At 40.6% G+C, this 18,201-nt stretch carries 17 protein-coding genes; 4 read left to right on the forward strand and 13 right to left on the reverse strand.

Features of this window, described 5'->3' with window-relative positions; genetic code table 11:
- Window positions 1-11 precede the first annotated feature (11 nt).
- The 4 genes from V7K55_RS14450 to V7K55_RS14465 all read right to left on the reverse strand — a co-directional run bounded on the left by V7K55_RS14450 (window position 12) and on the right by V7K55_RS14465 (window position 3,659).
- On the reverse strand, window positions 12-638 hold the full coding sequence (locus tag V7K55_RS14450) for a chemotaxis protein CheB (RefSeq protein WP_334832386.1): 627 nt from the start codon (window positions 636-638) through the stop codon (window positions 12-14).
- A gap of 102 nt (window positions 639-740) precedes the next feature.
- The gene (locus V7K55_RS14455; protein ID WP_334832388.1) at window positions 741-1,652 is read right to left on the reverse strand and encodes a polyphosphate kinase 2 family protein; all 912 of its coding nucleotides are present in this window, start codon (window positions 1,650-1,652) and stop codon (window positions 741-743) included.
- A gap of 178 nt (window positions 1,653-1,830) precedes the next feature.
- Entirely contained in the window at window positions 1,831-2,307 is a 477-nt protein-coding gene (locus V7K55_RS14460; RefSeq protein ID WP_334832390.1) for a hypothetical protein, read from the reverse strand.
- Between the two features lie 77 nt (window positions 2,308-2,384).
- Entirely contained in the window at window positions 2,385-3,659 is a 1,275-nt protein-coding gene (locus V7K55_RS14465; RefSeq protein WP_334832392.1) for a proton extrusion protein PcxA, read from the reverse strand.
- A gap of 277 nt (window positions 3,660-3,936) precedes the next feature.
- Between V7K55_RS14465 and V7K55_RS14470 the strand changes: the two genes are divergently transcribed.
- Complete coding sequence (locus tag V7K55_RS14470) at window positions 3,937-5,124, forward strand: tetratricopeptide repeat protein (protein WP_334832394.1); 1,188 nt, start codon at window positions 3,937-3,939, stop codon at window positions 5,122-5,124.
- A gap of 43 nt (window positions 5,125-5,167) precedes the next feature.
- Here V7K55_RS14470 and V7K55_RS14475 read toward each other — a convergent pair whose 3' ends face one another.
- Together V7K55_RS14475 and V7K55_RS14480 are read right to left on the reverse strand one after the other, a co-directional pair.
- Entirely contained in the window at window positions 5,168-5,797 is a 630-nt protein-coding gene (locus V7K55_RS14475; protein ID WP_334832396.1) for a hypothetical protein, read from the reverse strand.
- 180 nt (window positions 5,798-5,977) lie between these two features.
- On the reverse strand, window positions 5,978-7,144 hold the full coding sequence (locus V7K55_RS14480) for a pyridoxal phosphate-dependent aminotransferase (protein WP_334832398.1): 1,167 nt from the start codon (window positions 7,142-7,144) through the stop codon (window positions 5,978-5,980).
- A 359-nt stretch (window positions 7,145-7,503) separates the two neighbouring features.
- Here V7K55_RS14480 and V7K55_RS14485 point away from each other — a divergent pair, with 359 nt between their 5' ends.
- A complete protein-coding gene (locus tag V7K55_RS14485) occupies window positions 7,504-7,878 on the forward strand; it encodes a type II toxin-antitoxin system RelE/ParE family toxin (protein ID WP_334832399.1) in 375 nt (124 codons plus the stop codon).
- A gap of 327 nt (window positions 7,879-8,205) precedes the next feature.
- On the opposite strand, the gene V7K55_RS14490 is transcribed toward V7K55_RS14485, so the two are convergent.
- A complete protein-coding gene (locus tag V7K55_RS14490) occupies window positions 8,206-9,288 on the reverse strand; it encodes a class I fructose-bisphosphate aldolase (protein ID WP_334832401.1) in 1,083 nt (360 codons plus the stop codon).
- A gap of 348 nt (window positions 9,289-9,636) precedes the next feature.
- Here V7K55_RS14490 and V7K55_RS14495 point away from each other — a divergent pair, with 348 nt between their 5' ends.
- The gene (locus V7K55_RS14495) at window positions 9,637-9,951 is read left to right on the forward strand and encodes a hypothetical protein (protein ID WP_094345143.1); all 315 of its coding nucleotides are present in this window, start codon (window positions 9,637-9,639) and stop codon (window positions 9,949-9,951) included.
- Window positions 9,952-9,983: 32 nt separating this feature from the next.
- On the opposite strand, the gene V7K55_RS14500 is transcribed toward V7K55_RS14495, so the two are convergent.
- The 4 genes from V7K55_RS14500 to V7K55_RS14515 all read right to left on the reverse strand — a co-directional run bounded on the left by V7K55_RS14500 (window position 9,984) and on the right by V7K55_RS14515 (window position 14,265).
- Window positions 9,984-12,458: an AAA family ATPase gene (locus V7K55_RS14500; protein ID WP_334832403.1), complete on the reverse strand. Its 2,475-nt coding sequence runs from the start codon at window positions 12,456-12,458 to the stop codon at window positions 9,984-9,986.
- Between the two features lie 102 nt (window positions 12,459-12,560).
- The gene (locus tag V7K55_RS14505) at window positions 12,561-12,938 is read right to left on the reverse strand and encodes a type II toxin-antitoxin system VapC family toxin (protein WP_334832405.1); all 378 of its coding nucleotides are present in this window, start codon (window positions 12,936-12,938) and stop codon (window positions 12,561-12,563) included.
- Entirely contained in the window at window positions 12,935-13,153 is a 219-nt protein-coding gene (locus V7K55_RS14510) for a hypothetical protein (protein WP_334832407.1), read from the reverse strand. Before V7K55_RS14510 ends, V7K55_RS14505 begins: the two co-directional genes overlap by 4 nt.
- A 14-nt stretch (window positions 13,154-13,167) precedes the next feature.
- On the reverse strand, window positions 13,168-14,265 hold the full coding sequence (locus V7K55_RS14515; RefSeq protein WP_334832409.1) for an ATP-binding protein: 1,098 nt from the start codon (window positions 14,263-14,265) through the stop codon (window positions 13,168-13,170).
- Window positions 14,266-14,480: 215 nt separating this feature from the next.
- On the opposite strand from V7K55_RS14515, the gene V7K55_RS14520 reads away from it, so the two are divergent.
- A complete protein-coding gene (locus tag V7K55_RS14520) occupies window positions 14,481-14,717 on the forward strand; it encodes a hypothetical protein (RefSeq protein WP_334832411.1) in 237 nt (78 codons plus the stop codon).
- 211 nt (window positions 14,718-14,928) lie between these two features.
- Here the strand turns inward: V7K55_RS14520 and V7K55_RS14525 are convergent, their stop codons facing one another.
- Together V7K55_RS14525 and V7K55_RS14530 are read right to left on the reverse strand one after the other, a co-directional pair.
- Window positions 14,929-16,572 carry an acetolactate synthase large subunit gene (locus tag V7K55_RS14525; protein ID WP_334832413.1) on the reverse strand — a complete coding sequence of 548 codons (1,644 nt, stop codon included), beginning with the start codon at window positions 16,570-16,572 and terminating at the stop codon, window positions 14,929-14,931.
- A 93-nt stretch (window positions 16,573-16,665) separates the two neighbouring features.
- A complete protein-coding gene (locus V7K55_RS14530; protein WP_334832415.1) occupies window positions 16,666-18,033 on the reverse strand; it encodes an NAD-dependent succinate-semialdehyde dehydrogenase in 1,368 nt (455 codons plus the stop codon).
- Window positions 18,034-18,201 lie beyond the last annotated feature (168 nt).

The raw sequence follows: 18,201 nt of genomic DNA on the forward strand, positions 1-18,201 counted from the left end.
TACTTCCTAGCTTATTTACATTCTCCCATGACTAAATTCACCAGGGTGGTGGAGATTTCATCTAAGGGGAGAATAAAATCTACGTTACCAGTTTGAATCGCAGCTGAAGGCATCCCAGAAAATTCGGCGGTTTTGACATCTTGGACAATAACAGTACCGCCCATTTTTTTTATTGCTTCTACTCCCATTGCACCGTCGCTACCCGTTCCAGTTAGCACAATGGCGATCGCTCTTTCTTTGTAAGTGGCTGCAACCGATTCAAATAACAAGTCAGCCGAAGGACGTAAAAAATGGACTAATTTCGACTGTGATAACGAAAGCGTGCCGTCATCATTAACTAATAAATGACGATTAGGCGGCGCAACATAAGCCGTTCCAGGGGTGAGGTAATCTGCCTCCTCTGCCTGCTTGACGGTAATATCCGTGCGCCGACTGAGAATTTCTGCCATGAACGACCGATGTTCTGGAGCAAGATGTTGCACAATGGCGATCGCAGCTGGAAATTTTGCTGGTAGAGTCGATAGTACTTTCAATAGAGCAGTCAGCCCGCCTGCTGAGGCTGCGATCGCTACAATATCAAAGGCAGCATTAGGAAAGTGAGGTGGATGATTGTTGGCATCTTCCGCCATCTGAATCATGATTTTTTGGCTGTCAATACTAACGAAACTTATTAGTTACAGAGAGCATTAATAAATTGATAATTGCTCATCTTTATATATGAATCATACAACATTTCTGAACTAACTTTCCTTGTTTTTTCCTTTATCTTTTAAATTTATCTGTTCATCTTCCTGCTCTAAAATACGTTTCGCCTCTAAAAGTTGCTGTTTATGTTCGTCGCTAACCGTTGGGTATTGCAGATTTAGTTCTTCTAATTTTGTGCAGATAATATTAGCGACTACCATGCGTGTAAACCATTTGCGATCGGCAGGAATAATATACCACGGGGCCCATTTTGTACTCGTGGAATTGAAAACTTCTTCATAAGCTTTCATATAATCATCCCAAAAAGCTCTTTCTTTGACATCACTATCTGAAAACTTCCAATTTTTTTCAGGTAATTCAATCCGTTCTAAAAAGCGTTTTTTCTGCTCTGATTTAGAGACATTGAGAAAGAACTTCAAAACGATTACACCATTATCTACTAAATATTTTTCAAAATTGTTAATTTCTTCAAAACGTTGTTTCCATATCTTATTTCCATTAGGTAAGTGAGGAAGTTGTTGATTTTCCAGCATTTCTGGATGGACACGAACCACTAAAGTTTCTTCATAATATGAGCGGTTGAATATCCCAATTCGACCTCTTTCGGGTAAAGCCTTAGTTGTTCGCCACAGGTAGTCATGGTCTAATTCTTCCGCACTGGGACTCTTGAAACTGAACACCTGAAATCCTTGCGGGTTCACGCCAGAGGTCACATGTTTAATTGTGCTATCTTTACCAGCAGCATCCATCGCCTGAAAAATAATCAGCAAGGAATATGTGTTTTGAGCATAGAGAATATTTTGGTAATTTGCTAATCGTTCAATATCTGTTTGCAATTTGCTTGCAGCATCAGCTTTTTGATCGAAATCAGTTTTATAAGCTGGGTCATAGTTTTTTTTCAGCGAAATCTTTGAACCTGGTGGAACAATGAAAGCATCGTAGTTCATATATAAAAGTTCCTAACTGCTGCTTATACCGAAGCATATTGTGAAGTGCTAATTTCTGAAATTTATAAATTCTTAATTAAATAATTTCACTTTAACCAACTTTAGCGAGTTAAGCCCCCATCCCCTGATAAAATTTAGTTAAGAATTACTGTCTTCTCTGAGAGGATGTAATTACGAATTACTTCCGTCGCTTTGGCATCGGACGCATCGCTTCACGCCCCAACATAAACATCCCCGCAACACCGAAACTGGCAAACCAAATATACTGATACCAGTATTGCCGAATCTGCTCGCCCGCCCTGAGTTCTGGATGCAATGTGTTTAAATACAGCAGCAGCACTAATATCATCAGCGCCCCAAAACCAATAAAGCTTAAGCCAACACTAATTCGTGCAGGTCGCAGTTCAAAATCACTAATAGTTTCTAGGTCAATTTCTGCCAACTCATCAAAGGAGTCATCTGCTAAAGATGAGGTTACTTGGAATTTATTGGACAGTTTTGGTGGCAAAATTAGCGACAGTGTTGCTACGGTTGGGCGACGTAGTAAAGCTTCAGTATCTCGTAGCAATTGCAATGGCTTACGCGTAGTAGTTGGTTGAGCAAACTCTATGTTGTCTGTGGGGGTTGGGGCATTAGTTCTGCTTTCAAAATCCATAGTGCGCTTCAAAAGAACAAGGATATACATACATAGCCTAACGAATCATCAGAAAAATGCGCCAAAATAATTATGAATTACTCGTCCATTTCTTTTAATGTAGCTAATGCTGACGGAGATAAGCGACTCAGATAGCGGAATATCCAGTATTTAAATATGGTATTTAAAATTACCGGAAATGTTGCAATAAACAAAAATATTGCATTTCTACTAGCTGGCAAACCTAAATGTTCTGTGAATCCTTCAAGAAGAACCTCCCACCCATCTGGTGAGTGAAATCCTACAAATATATCTGTAAAAAGAATAATTATAAAAGCCTTAGCACTATCGCTCAGTCCATAGACGATATTATCTATAAAAGACTTCACGATCGCAATTTCTTTTTTGCTAAAAACGACAATTATACTAAAAGAAACTAGTGAGATTAAATCAGCAAAAACATTACTAACAGCACCATTAGTTTTTATCTGAAATTCATCAGCTATCTCAATTGCTTTATCCTTTATTTTTTCTCTTATTACCTCTGATGAAAGCGCTGGCGCATGATTTAATAAAGATTCAAACCTCAAACTTTTTTGGAAACTAGATAATTCATGAAGTGCTTCTTTTTCCAGATCGGAATTAATGAATATTTGAGTTGTATTCTCTCCTCTAGTCTTTTCTAATATGGGAATTACTAAGAACTGTTTAGATAAAATCTGAGTTAAAAAGGGGACAATTATTAAGATGAGCAAAAATCTTAGGGCAACTCTTGTTCTATTTCTAGAAATTCGGTAATTTCTGACAAATTCTTCTTCTCTTTGTGGTGAAAAATCTCCTTTGATTTTATTAAGAGTTCTACCAATAGACCCAGGTAAAAATAGAGTATTTTGATTTGAAGGTAGACTTTGAATATTAGATGAGTCTGGCTGTTTATTGATTTCGCTCCGATCTGTTGTTAAGGGTTGATAATTTGACAATAATGCGCCGTTACTAATTAGCTTATCTTTAATAGCATACTTCTCTAGAACTTCATCAATAATTTTCAATTTTTCTAACGAAGTAGAATTAGAAATATTGACGATTCCCCGACTAAGTTGGAATTCTGCAAGTCTAATCTTGATAATAGTTAAATTTTTATCAACGTAGACTTGCCAATAAGACATTACCGTTTCAGTATAATTTACTGATTCTGAAGAGATTTTTTTACCCTCAAAATGTTCTATCTCGATATTTCTAATTCTCTGAGCGGCTTGTTGAGCTTCTAAGAGTGCCCTTTCTGGTGTATCGAAAAACCAATTGTTAAGCGAGCGCCAGTATTCTGGAAGATTGCGGCGAAGTTTATTTGCTATTTGGGTGAATGTTTTTTTCATCACAATATATGAATATTTATACAATGTATATTATAATTACATAATCATGAAAAATGAGAAATAGTTGATTTAAAATTATTATTAACTATCTTCACTAATTACTAGACAAACATATTATTTCGAGGGTACATCTATTAAAGAATTAGATACAGAGACGGGTCGATTTTCTCTGATAGTAAATTGACCTGCGTCGAGTTCGGATGCGATATAAACACAACGTAAAAGTTGGTGACAACAAACAGTAAGCAAATAATTGTAACCAGAATTTATCGGCAATATGAAACTCAGTCTGTGCATGATTGTAAAAAACGAAGCAGCAACACTACCGAAATGTCTGAGCAGTGTCAGAAAAGTAGTAGATGAAATGGTAGTCTTGGATACAGGCTCAATCGATCGCACTCCCAATATTGCCCAACAACTTGGTGCCAAAGTCCATCATTTTAAATGGTGCAATGACTTCAGTGTTGCCCGCAATGTAGCTCTCAAACATGTTACTGGAGATTGGATTCTGGTATTAGATGCTGATGAAACTCTGACACCTGCAATTGTACCGCAATTGCGAGAGGCGATCGCTAGAGATGAATACCTGCTCATCAACCTCGTCCGTCAGGAAGTTGGTGCGGAACAATCTCCTTATTCTTTGGTTTCCAGGCTGTTCCGCAATCATCCAGATATTCGTTTTGACCGTCCTTACCATGCCTTAGTGGATGATAGCGTATCAAGAATTTTAACCAAAGAACCCCATTGGCAAGTAGGTTATTTACCAGGAGTGGCACTTGTACACACAGGATATCAAAAAAGTGCGATCGCTCAAAATAACAAATATGCCAAAGCAGCCACAGCAATGGAAGGTTTTTTTGCTACTCATCCCGATGACCCCTATGTTTGCAGTAAATTAGGGGCATTGTATGTGCAAACTGGGAAAATTTCTCAAGGTATGGATTTGCTCAGACATGGAATCACCGTTGCTGAAGACAACTACGATATTTTATATGAACTCCACTATCATTTAGGCATTGCCTACAGTCGATTGCAAAAATCCCCACAAGCGATTTCTCACTATCAAGCTGCCATTAAATTGCCAATTTATCCCATGCTCAAACTAGGAGCATACAACAACTTGGGTAACTTACTCAAAGCAGCTGGAGATTTCAACGGTGCGAAAACCGCTTACGCCACAGCTTTGAAAATTGACCCTACTTTTGTTTTTGGACATTATAATTTGGCAATGACATTTAAGGCTTTGGGTTTATTTGCAGATGCGATCGTATATTATCAACATGCGATCGCGTTAAATCCCAACTATGCCGAAGCATATCAAAATCTAGGTGTAGTATTACTGAAAATTGGCAATCATCAAGATAGTTTAACAGCTTTTAAAAAAGCGATCGCCCTTCATGAAAGATATAATCCCGAAGAGGCGAAGAGACTACGCAATGGGTTGCAGGAAATGGAGTTAATGTAGAGGTGGCAAATGACAAATGACAAAAATTCACCTTAATAGTGATTTAACCTTGCATCAAAATTCCCACTAAAATCTGCATCAATATTTCCAAATCTGTTGGCACTCGATATAACATTAAATCTTGACTCACTTTCCTCTCTTGGCGATCAAAACTACCAAACTGCCAAATATCTCCAGTAGTCACAGCACCATATAAAATTGATTCATCTGATTCTACCCACGTATCCAAGGCAATCAATTCTGTAGCTAACTGGGTAAATCCCCGTGTTAAATCTGCCTGTTTTGCTTCTACCACTAAAACATTGTGTTTTGACTCAAGATAGTAGTCTAAGTCACCTCTGAGGTACTGATTAACCTCAATCGGGTACTCAATATTAACTATTGCTTTAGTGATGTGGGCTACTTCTAATAAAATGGGTGCGATTAGTACCTCTCGTCTAGCCGCTTCACTAGTTAGACTAACACGAGCGATCGCTTCTTCTAGACGTTGGTGTAAGTCTGGTAGTCGAGTCAGTAATTCTGAAGCAGCGACAGGTAAATTGATTGTTGCTTTAATTAAAGTTACTCCTAATTCCCGCAGAATATCGGCAGGAGCGAATTTCATTTGGAAATAACTGCGGAATGTGTAAAATTCATTTGGTTTAAGTATCGGGGGACGGTGACGTTCAGTCATGAGAAAACCCGCAGTTATGATATTGAAATTATTTTTATTCGTTTTATTGCAACCCATCAAGAATACGATAACGCAACTAGAGGCTTGGAACTCCGAAATTCAGGTTTTAAAATGAACTCCACCCGTTCTGAGTCGAAAAGGTGGAGTAAATTCTCTTCACAAATGACAAATGACAAAGAACTAAATACGCGACTTGACAAATTTCTCCAATCTATCCATTCCCTTTTCAATAGTCGCCATATCTGTGGCGTAGGAAAGGCGAATATTGTCATCAGCGCCAAAAGCAATTCCGGGAATGACTGCAACTTGATGTTCTCCCAGCAACGCGTCACAAAATTCTAGGGATTTTAGACCGGTTTTGCTGATATCAGGGAACAGATAAAAAGCGCCATCTGGTTTTGCGGTACTCAATCCAGGAATGGCGTTGAGTCTGTCTAGCATTACCTGTCGGCGTTTGGCGAACGCTTGGCGCATTTCTTCGACACAATCTTGAGAACTTTCTAAAGCCGCGATCGCACCATATTGGGCAAAGGTACACACGTTAGATGTACTATGTCCTTGAATGGTACTCGCTGCTTTAATAATTTCCACTGGCCCCGCTAAATAGCCGAGTCTCCACCCAGTCATGGAATAAGCCTTCGCAAACCCATTACTGATTAAAGTCCGGTCAAAAATTTCCTTCCCAAGAGAACCGATGCTAATATGTTCTGCACCGTCGTAGAGAATCTTTTCGTAAATCTCATCAGAGACAACAAAGATATCTGCATCAACTACTACCTGCGCCAGTGCTTTGATTTCATCTGGCGTGTAAACCATCCCTGTGGGATTAGATGGGGAATTGAGGATAAATAACTTCGTCTTTGGCGTAATTGCTTTACGGAGTTGTTCGGGTGTAATTTTATAACCAGTCGTGGCATCTGTAGGGACAATTACCGGAACTCCACCGACCAAAGTCACCATTTCGGGATAACTTAGCCAGTAGGGTGCAGGGATAATGACCTCATCACTTGGATCGATTAGCGCCACCATCAAGTTGAACAGAGAATGTTTACCGCCATTGGTGACAATGACATTCTCTGACTTGTAATCAAGACCGTTATCAATTTTAAGCTTATGGGCGATCGCTTCCCTTAACTTTGGTTCTCCGGCTGCTGCACCATATTTGGTTTTACCTTCATCCAAAGCTTTTACTGCTGCGGCTTTAATATGCGCCGGGGTATCAAAATCTGGTTCTCCAGCGCTAAAACTACAAACATCTATTCCTTCCGCCTTCAGTGCCTTAGCCTTGGCTGCGATCGCTAAGGTTAATGAAGGTGTTACCTGACTTACTCTTGCTGCCAGCTTCATTCTTACTATTTTTTGGCAAATCTTTCACTTATCTAAGGATATCCCAGAATCCCTACCAAGATTTGCCTTTTCTGAATTCGTTGGGGATGGTAACTGGGGAATTGGCAAAAATTCCACAGTTACTATCCTGTTGCTGATAAATGAAGAGTTCCTTAGTAGGGAAGGCTTTAACTAAATAAAGCGGCTAAGGGGCTTAATGCTCTGTGTTAGGAGCTTTTTGGGGGATGTCGGGAAAGGCTATGAAGTAGATAGTTCTTTTATTTACCTGGTATACTGTTGAAAATATATGTCTCATTATTAATAATAGATTAGTGTAGAACGTTGAATTTCATGATGATTTTGCATCAGAATTTGAGGATTTGTCTGAAGAAGTACAAGATGAACTCATAGCTACAGCAAAGTTATTAGAGACATTTGGTTCACAGCTAAAACGTCCTCATGCTGACACACTCAATGGTTCCCAATACAAGAATATGAAAGAGTTAAGGTTTAATGCTAATGGTGGTGTTTGGCGTGTAGCATTCGCTTTTGACCCAATAAGACAAGCAATCTTACTCGTAGCAGGTAATAAATCAGGTGTTGGCCAAAAGCGTTTTTATAAAGAATTAATCAAAAAAGCCGATACGCGATATAAAAGTCATCTTTTAAACTTAGGGGAGGATTCAAGGGACAATGGGGAGAAGTTTGAGAAACAAAATCAAAGAGCTACCGATAGAACGTCAAAAGAAAATTGAAGTACGCACTCAAGAGTTAATAGCTCAAGAACTACAAAGACAGGGCAAACGCACCTCATTTTTAGGAAACTTACTGTCTATAGGTGATTCCCATTATTTTGCTCGCTTAATATTTTTTGGAAGCCTTGCTCAACAAGGTATCCAGCTTGATACAACCCTGGATCTAAAGACAAAGAACAAGACTCAAAAAATACATAATTAGGGAACAAAACTCTTTTTAAAAAGGGGTAGCTGTTCTTAAAAAAATAATGGGGAATGGGGAATGGGGAATAGGGCATGGGGCATTGGTTATTAATTCTTCTCCCCCTGCTCCCCACTCCCAACTCCCTAAGCTATCGTCACATCTGGCGACAAATAAACATCTTGAATGGTGTGAAACAGTTTTACACCTTCCTCAAAGGGACGTTGGAAAGTCTTTCGCCCAGAAATTAATCCTGAACCACCAGCGCGTTTGTTAATTACGGCAGTGCGAACTGCTTCGGCGAAATCATTTTTACCAGTCGCGCCACCAGAATTAATCAACCCCACACGCCCAGAGTAGCAATTCAGTACTTGGTAACGAGTTAAATCAATTGGGTGATCGGTTGTCAATTCTGTGTAAACACGCTCATCGGTTTTGCCGTAACTCTTACCACTAGCTTTGGCAACTGCACCATAACCATTATTATTTTCGGGTAACTTTTGTTTAATGATGTCGGCTTCAATCGTTACACCCAAATGATTCGCCTGTCCGGTGAGATCAGCCGCAAGGTGGTAATCTTTATCTTGTTTAAAAGCGTTATTCCGCAGATAGCACCAGAGAATTGTCACCATCCCTAATTCATGGGCGCGTTTAAAAGCTTGGCTGATTTCCTGAATTTGTCTGGTAGAATGCTCCGAACCAAAGTAGATTGTTGCACCTACGGCGGCGGCCCCCAAATTCCAAGCTTGTTCCACATCAGCAAACAATATCTGGTCAGATTGATTAGGGAAAGTCAGCAATTCGTTGTGATTGATTTTGGCAATAAAGGGAATTTTGTGGGCATACTTGCGCGAAACTATCCCTAATGTCCCCAAAGTGGTAGCAACCGCATTGCAATTTGCGGCGATCGCTAGCTTGATAATATTTTCTGGATCGAAGTAAATCGGATTGGGCGCAAAAGACGCACCTGCCGAGTGTTCAATGCCTTGGTCTACTGGTAAAATCGAGAGATAACCTGTGTTTGCCAGACGACCAGTAGAATAAAGTAACTGGAGATTACGCAATACTTGAGGATTGCGATCGCTGTTAAGCCAGATTCGATCTACAAAGTCTGGCCCCGGCAAATGTAGTAAATCCTGAGAAACCTTTGCTTTGTAGGTAAGCAGGTCTTCAGCCTCTTTACCTAGCAATGACTCAATAGAATTAGCCTCTTTAAGCGTTGTAGTCATAGCGTTTTCCTCAAAAATTTAGCAAATGACCTTTGCCTTTAAGATAGCATTTTTAATACTCCTAACCTGGTTAGGCTTGCATTCACTAGATATATATTCCTTTTGATATAAAAGTCTTAAATCATTCTTTAAAAATTGATAAAAATCATGATTATCTGAGATATAACCATGATTTGAGCTAAGATACACAAAATAAAAAATCGTGCTTTTGAGGATTTTGGGAAATTGCCGACTGATAATTTGATATATTTCAATTCTGATACTTATCATCTGACAATAACAACGTCAGGAAGTAATATCTGCAAACCCATATTGTGGTAATAACTGTAAAAAAACAAATACAATTCTATGAGTAAGTTTCAAATTGATATCGACTTCAGCAAAATAGATTTAGCTTCCCTTGAGACAGAAGAAGATTTTCAAAGAGAGGCAAAAACATTACTCCCAAAAGCACTGGTAAAACTAGGTGAAAGTGTAGGTGAGAAGACTTGGGAAGAATTACAGCAAAAGCTGCAAGCATCTGGAGGTAAGCTCAAATCTTCTCCCAGCGAGAAACGTAGATTTATGCAAGAAACAGGCAGAACTTATCAACGAAATGCCAGTAACAGAGAAAAACAAGAACTAGAAGAATATATAGTAGAGCAATTACGTCAGCACAAATAGTATTTGTCAGAAGTTAACTTATCAGACACGATTCAAGCAAACCAGCGACGAATTAACTCCACCTGGAAGCCATAGCCGTCGTCAACTTCCTCAATTAACTCCCGTTGCAACAGCAAGCTGAAAGTAATATTAACATCGGGGAACTGTTGCAATAAAGTTTGGCGGCTAACTATAGCCCCTTCCCCTTGAGCGGCGATAAAACGTAAAATAGCTTGTCCAGTAGCGTCTACTTGATTGTTTTGAATGTCAGCAAAGAAAAAACCACCACTTTGCAAAGCTTCTGGTATCGCTGCTTCCACATCTGCTAAAGTTGCCAATCGCCGCATAGAGGGGTCTTGTTCATTCTTAAGGACAATAATTTCCGCGCAGAGTAGTTGTACTAAGAACGGGTGACAACGGGTGAGTTGTAGCACTCGCTCAACAGCGTTGGGTTCATAGCGGAGGGTAAAATCTTTGACGGGATGTTCAATTAATTGTCGTGCTTCCGCTTCTTTGAGGTAGGAGATATGCACTACTTGGACATTAATTAGATAACTAGCCCAGCGTTGATATTCTTCGATAGTATGGGAGCCAGCCAGTAACACCTTGAAGCGGGGACGATGTTGGATGAGGTGACGCAGCATTCCCAAAATATCCTGTTCATCAAAACGACCTTTGGCTATGGCGTTGTCTAGCACCTCGAATTCATCTAGCGCTAGTAAAGCGGTATTTTGATCTAGAGCCTGTTCTACTTTATCTAGCCATTCATCGAAATAGGTGAAGGGGTCAGATTGTAGCACTTCACGGGCTAGGGACGGTAGAGTTAAACCTTGCTTTTTCGCTGACTTCTCCATATCTCTAGCCAGGTTGTAGAGAAAACCTGCATGGTCACTAGCTGATGAAGGTGCGCCTTGCAAGTCCACAAACATGGGGATAATGTTATTAGGTAGTAACTTTCCGATGTTGTTGAGGAGGGAAGTTTTACCCATGCGTCGCTGACCGTATAGTAGCAGAGGTGGACGACGGCGATCTAAAAGTAACTGCTCAATGCGTAAGCCAATGTCATCACGCCCCGTGAAAATTTCTTGCTCTAGTGTAATGGGCTTACCGTTAATGTAAGGCGAGTCAATTTCTTGTTCAAGTTCCGTTGCTTTAACCAGTTCTTTTATATGTATGGTGATTATATTAAGCCAACTCTGGGCAATAGGGTATAATCGGGGAGCATAATCATTGCTACTGCGAGTAATTTCCCGTAGCTGTGCATTTAAAAGATTTGTAACTGTGTTGAGTGCTTGACGTTGGTTATAGATACTTTGCTGATTTAGAGCAGCATCTACATCCTGACTGATGTGACTGAAAATGCTTAGCAAAGTATTCAATGGATTTCCCAGTTCGCTAGTTGTCAAATTGCGATGAGCATTACGGATAGCTTCCACATTGGCACAGCGTTCTAATCCTCGTATATCCAATTCAATTTGTGCAGCTTGAGCAGCCCAACGTTGGTGACTGTTATTTAAGTACTCAACAGCTGCTTGTCCCTCAACAGGGTTACGCTCTATCACTAAGATTAAATGCTTGTCCAAGCCAATTAAAGGTATGTATTGCAACTCATCCCAAAAAGCTGAATGCCAGCGCAATATGGTTTTATTATCTGTACGTTGTTTATCAAACTGATAAAGCAGGCTATTACATAGCGTCACAAAAGGATAAAAAATGGCAGGTCGCCACAGGTTTATAGTGGCTCCGATACCCGACATTGGCAAGCCCAAACCTAAGACCAATAGCGGACTAGCCAACACTAGGCTGAAGGCTAAAATCAAGAACATACCCCAGCTAACCTTTCCCATTAATGCGCCTAAGCCTAATAACAACACAATTAAGAACACAATTAATGTCAATCCCATTCTTAGAAGTGTAAAAGTTGAAGGCACAATCAATACTGGTACGCTAAATACAAAACGCAAGACTATACCTAACACTAGGCTGAAGGTTACGACACTAAAAAACCAACTCCAAGAGAACTTTCCGAAAAAAGCTAATGCGCCCAAGGGCAGGACAATTACTAACACGCTCCACATGAAGCCCCAACTCACTCCAAACATTACGCTCAATGTTATGCCCACCACTAACACTGAGGCCACGAACCATTCTAATTGCAACAACGTCATTCTTAATGCAATTAGGATCAACCCCATGTGCAACCATACAGACCACGCCACACCCCACGCCACCCAAAGTAGAATGTTTTCTACTGACTGTTCTAATCTCCACAAAGTCAAGCCAAGTATTAAATTAATTAGGAAAGGCAAGACTAGATATACCTGTATCCTCAGTCTTAACAGCAAGCGACTAGTTGTGTTTGTCTCGATTTCTAAGGTCTCGAAAATTTGTTTTAGGTAGTTACGTAAAGCTGTAGGACGGAAGAAAAGCCAGAATAGAATCTGCAAGTTACCCAATATAAAATTGGGGTGCTGTTCAGGTGCATTGGTGTAGGTGTAGGTGTCGGGGGGTATATGTGGCAGTGGCATATGTTTGCCTGTGTGGAAAGATGAATAAATGTGATAAAAAGGTAAATAATCGTGTTTTTATAAGTGTTTGATAGAGATACTCTTCTTTCAATTTCTGAGAGTTTACACCCCAGGATATGCCAGAATTTTTGCGTCAACAGTTAGTAAAGGAGAGTTGTAAATTCTGGCAGTGGCTACAATAACTTGGTCAAATGGATCTCGGTGAAAACCACTGAGTCTGGTTGATTCAACAATAATTGGTATTGTTAGTTCGAGTAGCTGCACTCCTGGATAAGCTAAAGCTGCTGTTAACCACTCGTCAACTGAAATTGAAAAAGCAAGTTTGCGATTCTCAACCAGTTTGGCGACTTCCCAACAAGAAATAATGCTGACTCCTAGTCCTTGAGATTGATATTCTTCAATGCAATCTCGATATTTCTGGTTTAGTCGTTCATTATTATCTACCCACCAAATCCAAATATGGGTATCTAAAATTATCATTGCAAGACTTCCCAATCCTCTATAGGTACAGCAGGCTCAAAAGGATCATCATAGTGAATAACCGTTCCCCGTAAAGGATAGGGATTAGATTCTGAAGGTTGGGTAAAACGTTCTAAAACAATGATTTCTACTGCTTCCCCAGCCTGAAACGGTAAATCCTCAAGAATCAAGGTTCCGTTTTTAGTTAACTTTGTTTCAATTCGGTGTGCTTTCATGGTTACTCTGCTAGTTATGAATCTAATAAATGAGTAAATGATTTCATTTGTCGTAGCCCTTCCTCACGCCAACTATCATCATTTTCCCCTTCTTCTAAACTAAATAATCTTTCTCTACACAGAATTTGTAACAACAGTGGCCAGCAGCAACTTGGTGTCAAAATCCACTCCACATCTTCATCAGTGAAAGCAATTGGCGAACTTGCTATCAATTCTCGCGCTTCTCTCTGAGTCAATGCTCCCAGATATGCGGTGTAGCCGAAAATATTGAAAAAAGGTGAACTGTGTCCTGTGTTTTGCGCCAGTTCAATTGGTGATTCAGGGGTACTTAAGACAAACGCGAGATTTCCGCCTGTGTGGTTAGTCGCTAAAGACCGCAAACTCTCCCAAAAGCAATCATCTAATTCTGGACAGCGTAGCAACCCAACACCAATCTCATCCAACAAGATGACTGTGGGAGATTGCAAATTATCGCTGACTACATTCATAAAACGGTCTAAATCGCAAGGTCTAGGCACTTGCATCTTCAGTGATTCTAGGATGTACTTTAGCAATCCTTCTCGGCTTTGCATTCGTGCGTCTTGCAAGTCTACGAAAATCCAACAGTAATTTTCTGGATGCGGTAGCCAGTCAGATTTTTGCTCAGGACGCAGCTGTTCTGCTGGGGTGGTAGTGATATTTTTGAGGTAGTGCAGCAGGGATGTTTTACCGCTGCGCTTTTTGCCTATAATGGCGGCGTTTTGTAGGGGATGGCGTTTGAGTAGGTTGAAGAGGCGTTTTAATTCTTTCTCTCGTCCAAAAAAGTAACGCGGCTGGGTGATGGGTGCGCCAGTGATGAAGGGTGATGCTTCCCCGTTAGTTGGCTGAGGTTTATTTGGTTGAGTTTCTGGTTCTTTGTATGCAATGTCTTGCCAATCTAACCCCAGTTTTTTGCTAAGTTCTACAAAATTTAGATAGTCAACAGGTTTACCAGTGAGAAAGCTTTTGACTGTGGAGAGAGAAAATCCTATATCAGTAGCCAAAGACTGCTGACTGGGATAGCCGTTAAGCTGAGGTGCTGACTTAACTTTTTCAATATACTCTGGGGCTACTCGGAGCGATCGCGCCATCATTCCTCATTGAGAAACTGCTGAGAGTATATCAGGTTTTTATACTCGCTAAACAGTAAGATTATTTAGCGATCGCGTCTTGCACCCTAGAAATTATAGTCATCCTGAAGTTAACTGAGTAATCAACTAAAAGTCGTCTAATCAGTAGCTACTTCTCAACTCAGTTCTCACACCGCACCAAACTTTAATGATGAATATAAGAGATTAGAGCTTTAAAAATGAAACGAGAATTGGGAATTCTGCAAATTATCTTATCACTTTGCGGAGTGATGATGTTTGGTACAGTAACTTACGCTGCAATTAATATGGTGAATGGTCAATACCAAGTTGAAATAGCGCTGAATACTAAGGGACTCATTATTAAGTCAGATATTGACAAAAGACAATGCAAAGCAGTAGAAGACATTGCCCAAAAGCAGGAAGGCACAAATTTAGACCAGAAGACAATTAATTAGAAGTAAAAATCAGTAATGAGTTAGAAGTTATTGATTCTAACTCATTGTGAATGAACCTTTGAGCTTCGTGGTTTTTTTTACGAACCGCAAAGTACGCAAAGAAAGAGAAGAAATCTATCTATAAATGAAGTGAAGCGGTGCGTTACGCCAAGGGCTAACGCACCCTACCAAAACACTCTTGTAGAGACGCGATTAATCGCGTCTCTACTTTTTACACCGAACAACTCAACTCGCCGGCTTTTTGACTAAAGCGGTGATTTTCCCGATAATCTACGGGACAATCTATCACGGCGGGTACATCTTGAGCGAGGGCTTCTTTCAGAGTGGGAATTAAATCTAAAGCCGATTCAACTCGGTAGCCTTTCAAACCCATACTTTCGGCATATTTGACAAAATCAGGATTACTGAAATGTACAAAAGATGAGTTTCCTTTGCCAAAGTGATTTTCTTGCTTCCACTCAATTAATCCATAGCCACCATCATTGAAAATTATGGTGACAAAGGGCGTACCGACACGCAAGGCTGTTTCTAATTCTTGAGAATTCATCATAAAGCCGCCATCGCCTGTGACAGCAACGACTTTGCGGTTAGGATGAACGAGTTTTGCCGCTAAAGCGCCAGGAATAGCAATACCCATAGCCGCGAAGCCGTTGGAAATTATGCAAGTATTGGGGCTATGGCAATGGTAATGACGAGCCATCCACATTTTATGTGCGCCAACATCAGAGATAACGATGTCATCTGGCCCCATCACTTGGCGTAAGTCATAAATTAACTTTTGCGGCTTAATGGGAAATCCGTCATCATGAGCATACTGTTCGTAATCAGCCCGAATCTCTGACTTTAAGCTGATAGCAAAGGGATCGGGTTTACCTTGTCGGTCTGCTAATTTTAAAATTTCATAGAGGGAATCGGAAATATCTCCCACGACTTCGGCATTAGGAATATAACTACTATCAATTTCTGCCGGACTTACCCCAATATGCACAATGGGAATTTCACCATTACGATTCCATTTCTTCGGGGAAAACTCAATCAAATCATAGCCGATCGCAATTACTAAATCTGTGTTATCAAAGGCACAGGTAATGAAGTCTCTTTGCTGTAATCCCACTGACCACATAGCTAGTTGGTGTGTGTAGGGAATAACGCCTTTACCCATAAAAGTATTGGCAACAGGTATATTCAGCAATGTGGCAAATTGTGTGACGGCATCACTTGCATTAGCGCGAATTGCCCCATTTCCTACTAATATTAATGGGTTAACTGCTTGGCAAATTGCTGCTGCTGCTGCCCGAATGCTAGCAAAAGATGCATAGCTTTTTTCACTATTATCTTTACGCAAAGGTTTGCCTTCGACAGGCATGGCAGCAATATTTTCTGGTAAATCGATGTGAACTGCACCAGGTTTTTCCGATTGCGATCGCTTGAATGCTTTTCGTACTACTTCAGGTGTAATACTCGGTCGCACAATCTGCTTATTCCACTTGGTAACAGGTGCAAACATTGCCACCAAATCTAAATATTGATGGGATTCAATATGCATTCTATCTGTTCCCACCTGACCAGTAATCGCTACTAAAGGCGCACCATCGAGGTTAGCATCTGCTACCCCAGTCATCAGGTTGGTTGCTCCAGGGCCAAGAGTAGAAAGACACACTCCGGCTTTTCCTGTTAAGCGTCCGTAGACATCAGCCATGAATGCTGCACCCTGTTCATGACGAGTCGTAATAAATTTAATCGAAGAATGTTTTAACGCTTCCAAAACGTGAAGGTTTTCTTCACCAGGAAGTCCAAAAATGTATTGCACTCCTTCATTTTCTAGGCACTGCACCAATAATTCAGCTGTATTCATTTTATTTTCCGATAACTCTATTAACGAATAAGACTTTTGTTCTTTGTCATTAGTCATTTGTCCTTTGACTAATGACTAATGACTAATGACTAATCACTTCACCCAAACGGTTTTAACATTGACAAATTCATGTATACCTTGAATACTCAATTCTCTGCCATATCCAGAACGCTTGATTCCACCAAAGGGCAACCGAGGATCGGATTTGACCATACTGTTGATAAACACGGCACCGGCTTCGATTTCTTCAACCAAGCGATCGCTCTCTTGGTCGTTGGTTGTCCAAGCACTTGCACCTAAGCCAAAGGGTGAGTCATTAGCGAGTTTAATGGCAGCATCAATATCTGGAACCCGGAATAACAAGGCTACCGGGCCAAAGAATTCTTCTTTTGCAATTGGTGCATCAGTGGGGATATCTATGATAATCGTTGGCGGATAAAAGTTTCCAGGACGATCTGATAAAGGATGTCCACCGGTGATGACTTTTCCACCGCTGCTAATAGCACCTTGCACTTGTTGGTCTAAATCCTGGAGAATACCAGGTGTTGCCAGTGGCCCCAAATCGGTATCAGGTTGCATGGGATCGCCTACTTTCAGCGCCTCAAATTTTTCTAAAAGCAATTTTTCAAATTTGTCTGCGATCGCTTCTGCGACAATAAAACGTTTCGCTGCAATACATGATTGCCCGTTATTCAACATCCGCGCTGTAGTTGCTGTGACAACTGCTGTCTCTAAGTCAGCACTTGCTAACACAATAAACGGGTCACTTCCTCCTAATTCCAAAACTGTTTTTTTTATTTGTTTGCCGGCGGCGACGGCGAGGGATATACCTGCTGGTTCGCTTCCGGTCAAGGTAGCAGCTTTTACGCGGTCATCAGCCATTAAATCAGCAACTTTGGCAGCGCCGATTAATAGAGTTTGAAACGCACCTTCAGGAAAACCTGCGCGTCGGAAAATATCTTCAATTGCCAAGGCGCACTGCGGCACGTTGGAAGCGTGTTTGAGTAAGCCGACATTTCCCGCCATCAGGGCTGGTGCGGCAAAACGGAACACTTGCCAGAAAGGGAAATTCCACGGCATCACCGCAAGAATTGCACCCATTGGTTGATAACGTACAAAACTTTGGCTGGCATCAGTTTTTATACTGACATCAGCTAGAAAATTAGGGGCGTGTTCGGCATAGTAGCGACAAACGACGGCGCATTTTTCGACTTCCGCGATCGCAGCTTTAAATGGTTTACCCATTTCTAGAGTCATCAACTTAGCAAATTCTGCTTTGTCTTGCTCTAAAATATCGGCAGCTTTTTGTAGCCATTGCGATCGTTCAGAAAAACTAGTCTGACGATACTTTTCAAAAGTCTGATTCGCCAAATCGAGTTTAGCGGCAATTTCTGCATCATTGAGCGCCTCAAAGGTTTTGAGCGTCTCCCCAGTGGCGGGATTAATGGTGGCGATCGCCATTACCTGACCTCCCGTTAAAAAATAGCTTCAGTTAGGCTTCCTAGTGTTACACAGATCAATTTTGGAAGCTACCACCCAAATTTTAGTCTTGGAACCAAGAATTAGTCGCTTAGTATTACAATTTCGCAATTATTTTTGAGACAAAATATACAACCCAAGTATGTATTT

Origin of the sequence: Nostoc sp. (assembly GCF_036919895.1) — a bacterium.
GTDB lineage: Bacteria > Cyanobacteriota > Cyanobacteriia > Cyanobacteriales > Nostocaceae > Nostoc.